This window comes from Brasilonema bromeliae SPC951, assembly GCF_012912135.1.
GTDB lineage: Bacteria > Cyanobacteriota > Cyanobacteriia > Cyanobacteriales > Nostocaceae > Brasilonema > Brasilonema bromeliae.
This window is the reverse complement of the sequence record NZ_QMEB01000165.1, coordinates 1-14,718: the sequence shown is the minus strand read 5'-3', so window position 1 is coordinate 14,718 and position 14,718 is coordinate 1. Positions and strand designations below refer to the sequence as shown.

At 41.0% G+C, this 14,718-nt stretch carries 12 protein-coding genes and 1 pseudogene; 5 read left to right on the top strand and 8 right to left on the bottom strand.

Going from position 1 to position 14,718, the window contains the following annotated elements; all coding sequences use genetic code 11:
* Positions 1-76: 76 nt before the first annotated feature.
* The 4 genes from DP116_RS19260 to tnpB all read right to left on the bottom strand — a co-directional run bounded on the left by DP116_RS19260 (position 77) and on the right by tnpB (position 4,090).
* Positions 77-922 carry a prepilin peptidase gene (locus tag DP116_RS19260; RefSeq protein ID WP_169156705.1) on the bottom strand — a complete coding sequence of 282 codons (846 nt, stop codon included), beginning with the start codon at positions 920-922 and terminating at the stop codon, positions 77-79.
* A 130-nt stretch (positions 923-1,052) separates the two neighbouring features.
* The gene (locus tag DP116_RS19255) at positions 1,053-1,313 is read right to left on the bottom strand and encodes a hypothetical protein (RefSeq protein WP_169156707.1); all 261 of its coding nucleotides are present in this window, start codon (positions 1,311-1,313) and stop codon (positions 1,053-1,055) included.
* Between the two features lie 91 nt (positions 1,314-1,404).
* Positions 1,405-2,493: a 3-isopropylmalate dehydrogenase gene (gene leuB / locus DP116_RS19250; RefSeq protein WP_169156704.1), complete on the bottom strand. Its 1,089-nt coding sequence runs from the start codon at positions 2,491-2,493 to the stop codon at positions 1,405-1,407.
* Between the two features lie 436 nt (positions 2,494-2,929).
* Positions 2,930-4,090: an IS200/IS605 family element RNA-guided endonuclease TnpB gene (gene tnpB / locus DP116_RS19245; protein ID WP_169156703.1), complete on the bottom strand. Its 1,161-nt coding sequence runs from the start codon at positions 4,088-4,090 to the stop codon at positions 2,930-2,932.
* Between the two features lie 341 nt (positions 4,091-4,431).
* On the opposite strand from tnpB, the gene DP116_RS19240 reads away from it, so the two are divergent.
* The 3 genes from DP116_RS19240 to DP116_RS19230 all read left to right on the top strand — a co-directional run bounded on the left by DP116_RS19240 (position 4,432) and on the right by DP116_RS19230 (position 9,191).
* Positions 4,432-5,382, top strand: coding sequence for an ABC transporter ATP-binding protein (locus tag DP116_RS19240; RefSeq protein WP_169156702.1), 951 nt, complete (start codon positions 4,432-4,434; stop codon positions 5,380-5,382).
* A 123-nt stretch (positions 5,383-5,505) separates the two neighbouring features.
* Positions 5,506-7,437: an ABC transporter permease subunit gene (locus tag DP116_RS19235; RefSeq protein WP_169156701.1), complete on the top strand. Its 1,932-nt coding sequence runs from the start codon at positions 5,506-5,508 to the stop codon at positions 7,435-7,437.
* A 95-nt stretch (positions 7,438-7,532) separates the two neighbouring features.
* Positions 7,533-9,191, top strand: coding sequence for a hypothetical protein (locus DP116_RS19230; RefSeq protein WP_169156700.1), 1,659 nt, complete (start codon positions 7,533-7,535; stop codon positions 9,189-9,191).
* A 5-nt stretch (positions 9,192-9,196) separates the two neighbouring features.
* Here the strand turns inward: DP116_RS19230 and DP116_RS19225 are convergent, their stop codons facing one another.
* Positions 9,197-10,078: a succinate--CoA ligase subunit alpha gene (locus tag DP116_RS19225; protein WP_169156699.1), complete on the bottom strand. Its 882-nt coding sequence runs from the start codon at positions 10,076-10,078 to the stop codon at positions 9,197-9,199.
* A 14-nt stretch (positions 10,079-10,092) separates the two neighbouring features.
* Complete coding sequence (locus DP116_RS19220; RefSeq protein ID WP_169156698.1) at positions 10,093-11,328, bottom strand: succinate--CoA ligase subunit beta; 1,236 nt, start codon at positions 11,326-11,328, stop codon at positions 10,093-10,095.
* A 791-nt stretch (positions 11,329-12,119) separates the two neighbouring features.
* On the opposite strand from DP116_RS19220, the pseudogene DP116_RS30415 reads away from it, so the two are divergent.
* Positions 12,120-12,395, top strand: a pseudogene (locus DP116_RS30415) (ester cyclase); the annotation flags it as partial.
* A gap of 97 nt (positions 12,396-12,492) precedes the next feature.
* Here DP116_RS30415 and DP116_RS19210 read toward each other — a convergent pair.
* Positions 12,493-12,750, bottom strand: coding sequence for a hypothetical protein (locus DP116_RS19210; RefSeq protein ID WP_169156697.1), 258 nt, complete (start codon positions 12,748-12,750; stop codon positions 12,493-12,495).
* A 213-nt stretch (positions 12,751-12,963) separates the two neighbouring features.
* Positions 12,964-13,737: an ABC transporter permease gene (locus DP116_RS19205; protein WP_169156696.1), complete on the bottom strand. Its 774-nt coding sequence runs from the start codon at positions 13,735-13,737 to the stop codon at positions 12,964-12,966.
* A 326-nt stretch (positions 13,738-14,063) separates the two neighbouring features.
* Here DP116_RS19205 and DP116_RS19200 point away from each other — a divergent pair.
* Positions 14,064-14,718: DegT/DnrJ/EryC1/StrS family aminotransferase (locus DP116_RS19200; RefSeq protein WP_169156695.1), on the top strand; the 655-nt coding region annotated here is incomplete at its 3' end.

Sequence of the window (14,718 nt, the reverse complement as noted above, 5' to 3'; positions counted from 1 at the left end):
TTGAAAAAGTTTAGTCAAGTTTTGTATAGCAGATACACACTGTAAGGGCGTCATCTGTTTTGTTATCTTCTGTTGTTCAACTGATGGGAAAAAATAATTGTAAATAAAAAGACAAAATCGCCTCACCACCAAATAGAGAAATGACTGCCCCGCAAGCAAGAAAAGGACCAAAAGGTATCTTTTCTCCCCATTTTTGAGACAGTGGTATGCGGCTGCTGTGCTGTGATAGTATCATTTTCCCACCACTGACTACCACTCCTACTAGACAAGCAAGAAAACTAGCAAGCAGTAAATACTTCCATCCTAGCCATACTCCCATCATGGCTGCTAATTTGGTGTCTCCTGTACCCATAGCAGTTTTGCCAAAGACAATTGAACCAATTATGGCGATCGCATCAAATAGCCATAAGCCCAGCACTCCTCCTCCTATCGCCATTTTCAGATGATGTACCAATCCGACCCAACTTGCTTCTGGTAGAAAACCACAAACCATGTGAAAAATAATTCCCACTACCAAACCCGACTTAGTCAGTGAGTTCGGTAGTGTCATTGTATCTAAATCAATCAGCGATAGCGCTAATAACCAACTGCAAAACGCCCAGTAGCCTACTGTATAGGGCGAAAATTTCAACATCCAAAAAACGAACAAAAAAAGAAAACCCGTCACCCCCTCTACCACAGGGTAACGGATAGAAATTTTTCTTTTGCAATAACGACAGCGTCCTCTTAACCATAGCCATCCCAACAGTGGTACATTATCGTAGGGTTTGAGTTGGTTTAAGCAATGGGGACAATGAGACGGTGGAAAAATAATCGACAGTCCAATTGGTAGTCGATAGACTATTACATTAATAAAGCTGCCAATAGATGTGCCTAAAGCAAAGACGATGAAACTTGTCTGGACTATTATCAAGATGAACATTCAAGTCAATTGTGAGTTAATGGGGTATTGGGGGTTCCCCCCATGAACAATTGGCTAACCCAGAGGATTTTTTGCCATTTGCTCAAAAGTTATAACCTTAACTCATGACTCATGACCAGTCACTTATAGCTTAATACATATACGATTCAATCTGATTCAAAGGCACGAAGCATTCTTCAGGCAAGAGAATTGGTTGGTGAGTAAAAATCACCTTACCTCGGTGATTAGACCGATTAATTGCGACTCCTGAAGCTTGCCCAGTCATTTCGGGATGTACCTCACAGTAAGTGTGGTAGATTTGCCCAGCAGCTCTGATGACGGTAGGATCAATCAAAGCTGACTGGCTCTTCTGATTGGTATAGTTTTCTTGTCCTTTTTTTAAAGCGTACACCACTCGCGAAGTATTGTTGTAGGTTTGTGTTAATAGTTTATCCGAAAATTTTCTTTAAAGTTGCCAAAATTTCCACTTTGAGCATATGCACTCATTTTGCTTCGAGAACTTGGATAAGTGCTTTGCCCATTGCGCGACAACCCAAAAGGTTCATACCCGGAGACATTATATCTCCTGTGCGATCGCCTTTTTGTAATACTTCTAACACTCCTTGTTCAATCTCATCTGCTGGGGTTGGTTCATTCAAACCATAACGAAGCATCATAGCAGCACTTAAAACCTGTGCTAAAGGATTTGCCTTATCTTGACCAGCGATATCTGGGGCTGAACCGTGGACGGGTTCAAACACTCCTGGACCAGAAGCACCCAAACTTGCAGAGGGTAACATTCCAATACTGCCAGTCAACATAGCAGCTGCATCTGAAAGAATATCACCAAACAAGTTGCCTGTGACAATAGTATCGAACTGCTTGGGAGCACGTAACAACTGCATGGCTGCATTATCTACATACATATGAGAGAGTTCTACATCCGGATACTCTTGGGCAAGTTTGGTGATGCGATCGCGCCACAGTTGAGAAACTTCCAACACATTTGCCTTATCCACCGAACAGAGTTTCCCTCCGCGTTTTCGTGCAGCTTCAAACCCCACCCGCCCAATGCGTTCAATTTCTGATTCAGTGTAAGCCATCGTATTCACACCCCGCTTTTCACCAGTTTCTGTTTCAAAAATCCCTTTGGGCTTGCCAAAGTAAATTCCTCCGGTGAGTTCGCGCACCACCAAAATATCAACGCCTTCGACAACCTCCCGTTTCAAGGAAGAAGCATCAATTAACTGAGGCAATATTTTCGCCGGGCGCAAATTGGCAAATAATCCCAACCCTGCACGCAGTCCTAACAAACCTGCTTCTGGACGTAAATGGGATGGTAGGGAGTCCCACTTGTAACCCCCAATGGCTGCTAGTAACACAGCATCGCTATTGCGGCAGATATCTAAGCTGTCGGCTGGTAGGGGTTCGCCTGTAGCATCAATAGCTGCACCACCGATGAGTGCTTCAGTGAATTCAAATTGAATGTTATACTTTTTCCCTACGACTTTCAGCACGTTTACCGCTACTGCTATAATTTCAGATCCAATGCCATCGCCAGGGAGTAGGGTAATGCGGTAGTTCTGGGTCATAGTTCGTTTTCAGGTAGGTAAATGTTTAATCGTGCAGAATATCTTGCAGATAAAATATCATACCTGGTCAGTGTACTATTAAATTTTCAAACTGTTTTAATTTTTTCGTCGTAAGTCCGGCACTATAACGATACTCCGTGAGCGTGCCAAAAGAGGCGACGGGCAACGACAATTGCATTTTCGACCAATTCTTGCGCCCTGGCAAGAGAGTTCCCGAACCCTAATATCAGATTGACTCGATGTATTCTGTTGTGTTCGCTGAGGTAGCGCTGCTGCAGGTAACAACTTATGCCAAATTCCTATTGCACCACCAAAAACCCCTGAAAGCGTCCCAAGTACAAACCCACGGGGGTTAATGTTTAAGTATTGATGTATGCGCCTAGACAAATGATGTGTCTTGACAACTCCTCGGGCTAAAGCCGCGAGGATTCTTCTTTCATCCAACATAGCCTCTAAAAGCAGTGCCTTTAGATGGTCTTACACGTTGTCCAGAAGCGGTAGCGAGATGCCCTCCCGCCAAAATTCGTAAACCTTCATCTCTGATATTTATAGCAGCGTTAACATCCCTATCGTGTAACGTTTGACATCTAGGACACTGCCAGCTACGAATATCCAAGCTTAGATGATCTACTTGATGTAGGCAATTACTACAGGTCTTTGAACTAGGGAAGAACCGATCTACCTCAATATAGGTTTTTCGCTTCCATTCTGCCTTATACTTCAACATGGTGCAAAATTGACCCCACCCAGCATCACTAATTGATTTTGCGAGTTTGTGGTTTCTGACCATATTTTTAACTGCCAAGTTTTCTACAACTATGACTTGGTTTTCGTCAACTAACTTACGACTTAGTTTGTGTAGAAAATCTTCACGACATCGAGTAATTTTAGTGTGGACAATAGCCACTTTAATACGAGCTTTATTACGGTTGTTAGACCCTTTGTGCTTACGGCTAAGTAGTTTTTGCTTTTGAGCTAATTTTGTTTCATATTTGCGATAATATTTGGGATTACCATGTTTAGTGCCATCAGACGTAATAGCGTAATGGGTTATCCCCATATCTATCCCAACGGCTTTTCCTTCTGAAGATGAAACAGGAATATCCTTACCATCATCATATAGACAGGCAGCATAGTATTCACCAGATGAAGTCAGTGATACCGTAACAGATTTAAGTTTACCGTCCGGTTTACGAGACACTTTACAATAAACCTTACCTAATTTAGGAAGAGTTAAGTAACTGCCATCTAGTTTTATTTCCTGGGGAAAGCGAATAGATTGTTTTTGTCCCTTCTTCTTAAAGTTTGGATATAAACCACGCTTTTCAAAAAAATTCAAAAAAGCACTGGAAAGGTCTAATGCAACTTGCTGCAAACACTGTGATGGTGGCTCTGTTAGCCACTCATGCTCTTTCTTTAAAGAAGGCAGCAAGTTGATGATTTCATTGCGACTTAATCCTTTACCCGTTGTCTTGTAAGTTTCGCTCGTTAAGTTAAGAGCATAGTTGTAAAACCAACGCGCACACCCCATAGACTTGGCAAGCAATATTGATTGCTCACTAGTCGGATAGATTCTGTACTTGTAGGCTTTTAACACTGTGCTTACCAAACTCGCATTACTATGGTAAGGAAAATTTTTAAAAAAGTAAAGCCGTCCTAGAAGGACGGGGTTTTAAACCCAATTTTTCGATAAGTTCCAATAATCTTTTGAATTGAAATTTTAAGTTTTAATAACAAGTAGTTTCAATTTCCGAAACAAAGCTAAAAAATACTGTAGTCAAAAGATAGGCTGGCTGTTGTGTATTAAACAATCGCAGCTAAACGATAGTGGGTGGATTACCAAACGCGCTAGATTCAGATAGTTATCCATGTAACAGTGTTATGTGCGTCTCTAGCTGAATGCAATTTAGTATAATTTCAAGCCGCACTTCAGTAAATATGACAAAAGAACTGGCAATCCGGACTTGTGAACTGACTAAGCAATTTGACAGACACGTTGCTGTAAATGATATTGATTTAGAAATAGAATCAGGAGAAGTTTACGGACTGATTGGTCCTAATGGTGCAGGGAAAACGACTCTCATCCGGATGTTGGCTGCTGCTGAGGAACCAACGACGGGTGAGATTTATATTAATGGCGATCGCCTACTGCGCGACAAAAGCAACCCCACCCTCAAGCGTCGCTTAGGCTATTTACCTGACGACTATCCACTGTACGAGGAACTGACAGTCTGGGACTACCTAGATTATTTTGCGCGTTTGTATCAGTTGCGGGAACCACGCCGCACTCAACGCCTGTATGAAGTTATAGAACTCATACAACTAGGCAATAAACGCAATAGCTTGATTTCCACCTTATCACGAGGAATGAAACAGCGTTTGTGTTTAGCCCGAACAATTATCCACGAACCTATTGTCTTGTTGCTAGATGAACCAGTTTCAGGATTAGATCCAATTGCGAGGATGCAGTTTCGCGAAATCATCAAAGTGTTGCAAGAAGCAGGGATGACAATATTGATTTCCTCTCACGTTCTCAGCGACTTAGCAGAACTGTGTACGAGTGTGGGAATTATGGAACTTGGCTTTTTGGTAGAAAGTTCATCGCTACAACAACTCTACCAACGTCTTGCCCGCCAGCAAATTGTCATATCGACTTTAGGCAAATTAGACGAACTTTTAGGAGAACTAAAAAATAATCCTTACGTACAAGAGTGGGAGATCATGCCTACAAAAAACAGCGTGCGAGTCAATTTTTCTGGAAAACAGGAAGACTGTGCAAATTTGTTGCGATCGCTTGTTACGGCTAGTATTCCTCTGACTGATTTTCACTGCACTCAAGAAGACCTAGAAACAATTTTCCTCAACTTAGGTCATAAGCAAGCATCTTGATTAGTGATTAGGAGCCAGTGCGGTCTTGGGGTCTCCCCAAGTAGAGCATCTGGCGTTCATTAGTCACTCAATGACGGACTTGGACTCTACAAAGTAGTTAACTTAATTCTGGAGTTTTGTTAAATGATAATCAACTTGATAGACAAACTAGGTGATTGGAATCCCCAACTATTCCGAGAAATTAAAGGACGGTTTAAAGGGTTTAATGTAGCGAGCGCAGTTGTTATATCGCTAGTTGGTCAAGTGGTACTATTTCTTTGTCAATTGGCAAACTTACCTGGCGATAAATATTCACTAATTGGAGAGTACTGTCGTCTCCGTCCAGCTTATGAGTACAAGACTAACCAGTTGTCTGAACAATCTAATAACCTTCAAAGACAATTAGATAGTTATCTAAATACTCAACCAAGATTACCAGATAAAATCCAAGAACTTAAAGCAGAAATTGCACAAATTCAGACAAAAATAACTGAGTCCAATGACTATTTATCCAAGAATTTCTGCCCCACTGATCAACTTGACATGCAAATGTGGTGGCGTGAACACTGGGGATACATATTCTTCTCGCTGAGTATCATTTTTATTTTCACACTATTAGTTGCTGGCACCTATTTACTCATCAATAATTTAGCGACCGAAGAACGGCGTGGCACACTCAATTTTCTTCGCCTTAGTCCTCAATCAGAAACTAGTATTTTAATTGGCAAAATACTGGGTGTTCCAATTTTAATCTATTTGCTTGTCTTCACAGCAGTCCCTCTACATTTCATTGCTGGACACGGTGCCAATATTGCCACAAGTCACATATTAAGTTTTTGGGTCGTTCTAGCTGGTTCCTGCATTTTCTTTTACAGTGCAGCACTACTTTTTGGTTTATGTTGTCGTTGGTTGAATGGTTTTCAAGCTTGGTTCGGTAGTGGTGCTGTTCTACTATTTTTGATGCTTACGATGCAATTGGCGTCGTCTGAATCATACTCCTTAAATTCTTCATTTGCTTGGTTTAGGCTGTTAAGCCCCTTTGACATGACCCGGCATTTATTCCCAAATATCTTTAATAACGGATACAACTGGGGATTCATGCAAAAATTCCAGTTTTTCTATCTTCCTGTAGGAACAAATATTGGCAGTGTAATGGCTTTGCACTTGTTGAATTATGGCTTGTGGACTTACTGGATTTGGCAAGCACTCAAACGTTGTTTCCGTAATCCAAGCTCTACTATTTTTAGCAAGGAGCAAAGTTACTTATTTGTTGCTTGCTTCCAATTTGTTTTTTGGGGATTTGCTTTACAATACAGAGAAGGCTATTGTCACTCTGCTTGTGAGTATGAATCTCCAAGTAATGTTTCTTGTTGCATTTACGATGTGAATTCTCAAATACAACAGAGTTTATTTTGGTTAGTTTTCTTCAACTTAGTGCTGTTGTTCGGTTTAATTGCAATTCTCTCACCTCACCGTCAAACGATACAAGATTGGGCAAGGTATCGACACCAAAATCTTTCTAGTCATCAAAATGTATGGAGAAAATCTTTGTTGCTGGATTTGATTTTAGGTGAAAAAAGCCCTTCATTTGTGGCAATAGCAATTAATCTTGTGATAGTGACAGTCCCATTACTTGTTTGGATTTTACTGGCACCTGTTTTGAATGTTCACAACACCTCTAATATAGATTGGCAAATTAACCATGTTGGTAGGTTAAAGACTGTCTTAGGTGTAGCCATGTTTATCACGTTGATGATAATTTACGCCACCATAGCGCAGAGGATGCTGTTGATGAAAACGACTAAGCGTTCTTTCTGGGCAGTTGGCACTATTGGCGCAGTGATTTTCTTACCACCAGTCATTCTAGGAATGCTTTCTGTTGATTCTTCTAAATATCCTACTGTGTGGCTGTTTTCGACTTTCCCTTGGGCTAGTTTGGAATACGCCTCGACACCAACAATTTTTCTGGCTTGGTTGGGAGAGTTGAGTGTTTTGGTATTGTTAAACTTGCATCTGATAAAACAGGTGAGACTTGCAGGAGAGTCTGCGACAAAAGCATTGTTGGCTGGACGCTAGGGAAGAATTTTGGGAAGCTGAAAGACCAACAAATGCGTTTATGGTTTAGGGTGCGTCTGTTCTATAACTAACTGCGAATTTAAAAGACTTCTTTTATGAAACTTAACTGGAATCCCCAGCTGTTACGAGAACTCAAAGGACGCCTCAAACCCCGCAACATACTACTTACAATTGCTCTTTCCTTGGTGGGTCAATTCATTCTAGTATTGATATCTTTCCAAACCCTATTGGCTCGTGTAACTCTTGATATATTCGACAAATATTGTGCACCAACTTTCGGTGAGAAACTTGACAAGAGATATCAGTTGAAATGCCTGCCGGATGAATACTGGCAATCCTGGTGGCGAGACATATTCGTAGGTTTAAGTTTAATTGGCATTGTCATCCTGTTAGTTGCCGGAACTTATATGCTAATTAACGATTTGGCAACTGAAGAACGTCGCGGCACATTTAATTTGACTCGCCTCACCCCCCAATCAGAAGCAAGTATTTTCATCGGCAAGTTGCTAGGAGTGCCGATTCTGATTTATTTGTTTACCGTATTATCACTTCCTTTGCATTTGTGGTCTGGGCTTGCTGCTAAAATTCCTCTAAGTCTAATTTTGAGCTTCTACGCAGTTGTTGCTGTTGCTTCTGTTTTTTTCTACAGTGCTGCTATGCTATTTGGCTTAGTTGGTTCTTGGCTTGGCAGTTTTCAAGCTTGGTTGGGTAGTGGCGCAGTTTTAATTTTCTTGATGTTAACTAAAGGAATAAGCACGACTAGTTATTTTAATTCAACTACTTGGCTGAAGCTGCTTAATCCTTTTTGCCTAATTCCAAATTTGTCTACAACTTCTTTTTTTGAAGGCTTTGTAACAGGGTTAGAACGTTTTAAGTGGTTTCACTTTGTACTAAGTGATAATGTCTTAACTATCGTCGGTTTTGTTTTGTTGAATTATGGCATTTTAACCTGGTTTATTTGGCAATCTTTGCGGCGTTGCTTTCGTGATCAGAGTGCCACTATGTTAAGTAAGCAGCAGAGTTATTTGCTGACTGTTTGCTTTACAGTTTTAACTATAGGATGCGCCAACTACGCAGCACCAGCAAATCGTAGCCCATACGCTTTGCCGCTGACTGAAAACCTCTTTGCGCTATCGTTATTGAATTTTTTGCTGTTTTTATATATAATTGCTGCTATCACGCCTCACCGTCAAGCGCTACACGATTGGGCGCGCTACCGACACAAAAGAGTTTCTAGTAGCAAGAAACTCGGTCATAGCTCGTTAGTACAGGATTTAATTTGGGGTGAAAAAAGTCCGGCAGTGGTAGCGATCGCTATTAATCTGATAATCGTCATAATTCTTCTAGCTTTCTTTATTTTACTCTCGCCTGCCAAAGTAGATGAAAACAAAACCCAGGCGTTTTTCGGTCTAGCTTTCAATGGTAGCTTAATGATGATTTTGATTTATGCAAGCGTAGCCCAACTGTTATTGTTCATGCGAACTCAGCAGCGCACAAGTTGGACAATTGGTACGCTGGGCGCAGCAATTCTACTACCGTCGATCATTTCTAGGTTAGTGGGGATTTACGCTTTCTACCCCTTTGCGGTGCTTATTTTTCCCTACCTTCCAATACTAAGCAACACGGTAACAGCCGTTTGGGTGGTAGTAGTGGCTCAGCTACTCATACTGGTATTGCTGAACCTGCAACTAACACGACAATTGCGGCGAGCAGGCGAGTCTACTTCCAAAGCACTGTTTACACCAGGTAAATAATTTTGCTATCTCATCGCCTTCTTCACCAATTCTGGTATCTGAGAAGGACGTTCTGCAACTGGAACTCTTGCAAAGGAAAAAGCAGCTAATTTGTTTTTTGCTGTACCAAAATCAGGATCGCGTCCGATGACAGCCGCCAATGTTCCAGTTTGACGCCAATGTCTTGCGGATGGTGCTTGTGTACCTGCAATATAAGCAACAACTGGTTTATCAATTGCTTCTGCAATATATTTTGCTGCGGCTTCTTCGCGATCGCCACCTAGTTGTCCAACTAAGACAATTGCCTTTGTGGCTTCATCTTCATCTAATATTTGCAGCCATTGCAGAAAAGACGAACCAACGATCGCATCACTTCCAATGCTGACACTCATCGACTGTCCCAACCCAGCATCAGTTAATTCTCTGGCAATTTCGTAGGTGAGAGTCGTACTCCGACTCAAGATTCCTACTGAACCTGCCGTATAAAATTCACTTGGTTGAGTTCCTAAGAGGATTTTTCCCGGTATGATGATCCCAGGACTATTTGGTCCTACTATCAAGGTTTCTTTTGCTTCGGCTTTACGAAGTAGTTGTACCATATCCAAGGGTGGTACACCAGCGGAGATGATGATGATTTGGCGGATATCACATGCCAGCGCTTCTAGTGCAGCATCTAGGACTTGGTAAGGGTGTACGCAGATAATTGTAGTATCAATAACTCCACATTTTTCTACGACTTCCTCTACGAGATCGAAGACTGGCAGAGTGTACATCTGTTGTCCGCCACATCCAGGATTAACCCCAGCGACCAAATTTGTACCATTGGCTTTCATTTGAGCAATATGAGTTGCTGTAATATACTCAGAAAAGCCTTGGATTAACACTTTGCTATATGGTGTTAAATTCATAATAGGTGAATTAGTTAAAACCTTCTATATGCTGTTGACTTAGCCAAACGGATTGCTTCTGCTACGCCCTCATCTAAATTTTCCACTACCGTTATTGACGTATCAGTTGGAGTTTTCAGTGCTGCTATATCAATTCTTGCTCTTATGAACTCAGAACCAGCAAGACGGACGACTAAGCGCGGAAAACTGTTCTCTCGACGGTTTTTACCACCATTAGATTTAGCCATAAATAGTTGAGCTTCTGTCATACTACTTTCTACAAAGTCGTCAATGACTTCAGAAACTTCACTACCTTGGGAAATGCTACCGAGGAAATTAATGAGTATCACCTGAATACTTTTATCAGTAGCCAGGTTTTTTAAAGCTTGTTCTAACCGACTCTTAAAAGTGGTTGGTGAGGTTTCGGTAACAGAGGCATGGCGCAGGTTTAGACACACCCCGGGCTTTCCACCACTATTAACCACCAAGTCTAAAGTTGCCATTACCAATCCAGCACCATTGCCCAATATGGCAATTTTACCGTGCATTTCTACGACATCCCAGTCGCCCAAGTTCCGGATTGTATTACTACTAGTATAAGGGTTGACCATTGCTTTTGCTATGTCAGCCATATTTGGATGGCGACCAATTGCCCGTTCGTTAATGCTGACGTTACCATTAAGTGCCATAACTTGACCAGAGGAACTCACACCTAAAGGATTGATTTCCACTAAGTCCAAGTCTTTTTCTACAAATAACTGGTACATCTTCTCCACAACATTGCTCACTGATTGCATTAAGGCACCTTGCAAGCCCATTTTCAACGCCAGTTGTCGAGCATAAAATGGGGAAAACTCTTGTTCAACGACAACGTAGTGCATTTTTTCGTCTGCTGAGTCCCAATCTATGTCCATAGCTTCCGTACACCCTAAAAGTATAGGACGACAGACAGCTGTATCCAAGACTACCGCAAGATAAAATTCTTGTTCCGTTTCGTATTTAGTTTCTGCCAGTAATACTTCTGGCAATTGTCCTAAAATTGGCAAATTAAAGATACTTCGTGCAGCGGCGATCGCATCGATAGTCGTTTCTACAAATCTGACTCCACCTACTTTTGCTCGTTCCGCCGCATTCACCTGAGATTTCAGAACAATTGGGTAGTCAATTTTTAAACGCTTTAAATCCGTGGGATGGTCAATTCGTTGGGAAGGCAACACAGGAATGCCTATGTTCGCAAACCATTCTTTCACTTGGTATTCTAACAAATCCATTGACACACACCTTTTTTGCCACGTTATAACGGTTGCTGCGGTGCTCTCGAAAACATTAACGCTGCCCCCTACTTGCAGGATAAAGCTTTTTTCGGCTATTAATATTTCTCTTTTTTTATCAATTTTATTTGATTTATTAAATTGATAAGATATATTTATTTATTTTGGGAATAAATTAATTTTTTCGATTAACTATAAGGTGCTTAATGATATTAGTAGTAATATGATATGACTATTGTTTTTTTGTAAAAAAATAAACATTTATTTTCCTGACTTTCTAGAGAAGTCCGTAATTTTGTGATTTACGTTCCCGCAGCGTGCCCGCAGGGCTTATCATTTAGGATTGCTATAGTACGTACAATAACAAATATTTTTCTTAATACATTGATACAAATGTACATCGAAGATGATCTTAATTTTTAGATGATTTTGCTTTTTGAGAAGTACAAATCGCGCACTAGCCAACCACCAGCCAGGGTAGCTTGATTTTTCAGTCATTGAATGAAACGGAATCGAAAAAGGTAAAGTTTATGCAAGCAGAAAAATCGGTTCTGTTGCTGATATCATTCTCAGCGATAAAATTAGTCCAAGCCCGAAAACAAACTTACAACAATCAATCATACTAAAGAATAAACTTGTTATGTCAGCACAAGAAAACAAAGAAATCGCGCGACAATTCTGTGAACAGACATGGGGAAAGGGAAATTTGGCAGTAGTAGACGAACTTGCTAGCCTGTACCTAAAGGTTTACTACCCTATACTTTCACAAAGCACTTGATTGTGAGGGTTTTAAATCATGGGTCGCTGACATTCACACAGGTTTCCCCGATCTACAGTTTACAATTACAGATGCGATTGCAGAAGGAGACAAGGTTGCGATCAGCTGGACAGCCCAAGGCACTCATAAGGGAGAGATAAAGGTTCATCACCTCCCTGCAACAGGAAAGTCAGTATCCTGGACAGGGATTATAATTTACCGCATTGTCGAAGGCAAAATCACTGAAGAGCGAGGACAAGAACATGCTTTGGGTCTTTTTCAGCAACTCGGTTTAATTCCAAAGCTGTAGCCTTGGTTATCTTATACACTTGAAGACAAAAAGAGATCTTGTCTAGGACATCCTAGAGGGGGCTTTTTGTTATTTTGAATAGTATGCATTCGATAAGCTAAATAGCTAGAAATAAATCTACTCCGAATAATAAAATCTTGCGCAAAGTAGCTATTGAGTATTGTTGCACGAGTAAAGAGGATACCGCAAGTTCCTTGGCTAGCCATTCGGTGATTCCTGAACTAATTTCTTGCGTTATTACTTGCAATAATAAGGCTAGTACTACCGTTAATATGACGGAAAACTTAGCGACATACAGGTGATTATGAGAAGAGGGTTGAGAATCAATCTTTTTTTCAACAATCAGAGGTTGCATTGCTTTTACCGATTATATGTAGATGAGCCAAGGTGTGTGAATACAGGATTAAATTTATCCTACCGAGAAAAAATAAATAACGGTCTCTTTCTTATGACTGACTAGAACATACATCGCTGGATACACATAAGTAAGTCAACTAAGCTCGAAAGTACTGCCCAAACTGCAATTTGGTATAAGTTATAATGCTTTGATATCAAACAGCTTACGCCTTTATCTCACCAGCTGGGCGGTGGAATTAAAAAATTGACGAGATATTCCCCGAGTAACTAACAGTACTGTCAGCAAATTGGCGAAGGCAATCATAAACATAATCAAAATTTGGTAAGATGCAGCTTCACGAGCATTAATGCCACTGAGCAATTGACCAGTGATAATTCCTGGTAACGTCACCATAGCGATAACCATCATTTGATTGAGAGTAGGAATCAATCCAGCGCGAACAGCATCTTTACGGTATTGTGCGATCGCTTGTCCTGGAGTTGCGCCCAAGCTTAAATGAGTTTCTATTTCTAACTGACTCGCATTCATAATACTAACAAGACGTTCTCCAGCCAGCGCGGCGGCATTCATTGCATTACCTAATACTATTCCTCCCAGAGAAATCACATACTGTGGCTCAAACCATCGGTCTGGTTGAATGATCAATATATTAGTATAAACCAGTGTTATGGTTGTACTGAGCAAAATTGATCCCCAGACTAAGGGCAACATCTGCGGTATTTTTTGAGTAATGCGATTTCGTGCGACAATTGCTGAAATCGTCAGCATCACTGCTAATATCGCCAAAACTGCCCAAGGATTATCTAAAGCAAATATGAACTCCAAAACATATCCCAATATGGCTACTTGTAGGAAGGTTCTCCCTGTTGCGAGGGCTAAATTGAACTCTAATCCTATTCGTTCCCACGCGGATAAACCTATGGCTGCGCCCATTAATCCAACAGCAAAAGCCAAATCGACGAAATCTAGCTTGATCAGCTCCATTCTGGGTTTTCTACCTCTTGTACATATAGGTTATAAGGTATAGATTACAGGTTACAGGTAATAGGTTGCACTATGAGTGCTCTGTCCTCTATTCCCTGTTTCTCTAAAAGTACTCATCGGGAACTTTCATATTCGGTATTGGTTCTTGGTGGATATACAATTCCTTGCACCCTAGAAGATAGTAGCCTTTTTGAAAAAAAACCTCCGTGAAAACTCTTGAATAATGTGAATTTGAGGAAGAAGACTTTCACGAGCTTTTTGATTCAAAACGATCAGGGGCACCAAATCTAACGTCAGTATCTATCTTGAAGTTAAGATAAAATCTCATGGTTCAAAGTCTAAATTATTCTGTACCAGCTTTTGATAATAAGCAACAATACACCATTATAGAAGCAGAAGTCAGCGCAGCCGTCTTAGAGGTTCTTGCTTCTGGTCGTTATATTGGCGGTCCTTTAGTAGCAGGCTTTGAGCAACAGTTCGCCGCATATATTGGTGTCACTGAATGTGTAGCATGTAACTCTGGTACTGATGCTCTTTTCCTAGCACTTAGAGCTCTAAACATAGGTGCAGGCGATGAAGTGATTACGACACCATTTACTTTTATCGCCACTGCTGAGGTTATCAGTGCTGTGGGTGCCAAGCCAGTGTTTGTTGATATCGATGAGACTACGTTTAATCTAGATGTAAACCAAGTCGCAGCTGCAATAACGCGCCATACCAAAGCAGTTATCCCAGTTCACTTGTTTGGTCAACCTGTGGATATGGCTGCATTGATGAATGTAGCAAAAGCACACAATTTAGTCGTGATAGAAGATTGTGCTCAGTCTACAGGAGCAAACTGGGCAGGGCAAAAAGTAGGAAGTATTGGACACATCGGTTGCTTTAGTTTTTACCCTACCAAAAATCTCGGTGCGTGCGGTGACGGCGGAGCAATAACAACTAACGATCCCGAAATTGCAGCCCGGTTACGATTCTTAAAAG

Excerpts from the sequence above, each read along its gene's own strand:
- DP116_RS19260 (WP_169156705.1), bottom strand. The coding sequence starts at position 922 with ATGTTCATCTTGATAATAGTCCAGACAAGTTTCATCGTCTTTGCTTTA.
- leuB (WP_169156704.1), bottom strand. The coding sequence starts at position 2,493 with ATGACCCAGAACTACCGCATTACCCTACTCCCTGGCGATGGCATTGGA.
- DP116_RS19240 (WP_169156702.1), top strand. The coding sequence starts at position 4,432 with ATGACAAAAGAACTGGCAATCCGGACTTGTGAACTGACTAAGCAATTT.
- DP116_RS19235 (WP_169156701.1), top strand. The coding sequence starts at position 5,506 with ATGATAATCAACTTGATAGACAAACTAGGTGATTGGAATCCCCAACTA.
- DP116_RS19230 (WP_169156700.1), top strand. The coding sequence starts at position 7,533 with ATGAAACTTAACTGGAATCCCCAGCTGTTACGAGAACTCAAAGGACGC.
- DP116_RS19225 (WP_169156699.1), bottom strand. The coding sequence starts at position 10,078 with ATGAATTTAACACCATATAGCAAAGTGTTAATCCAAGGCTTTTCTGAG.
- DP116_RS19220 (WP_169156698.1), bottom strand. The coding sequence starts at position 11,328 with ATGGATTTGTTAGAATACCAAGTGAAAGAATGGTTTGCGAACATAGGC.
- DP116_RS19210 (WP_169156697.1), bottom strand. The coding sequence starts at position 12,750 with ATGCAACCTCTGATTGTTGAAAAAAAGATTGATTCTCAACCCTCTTCT.
- DP116_RS19205 (WP_169156696.1), bottom strand. The coding sequence starts at position 13,737 with ATGGAGCTGATCAAGCTAGATTTCGTCGATTTGGCTTTTGCTGTTGGA.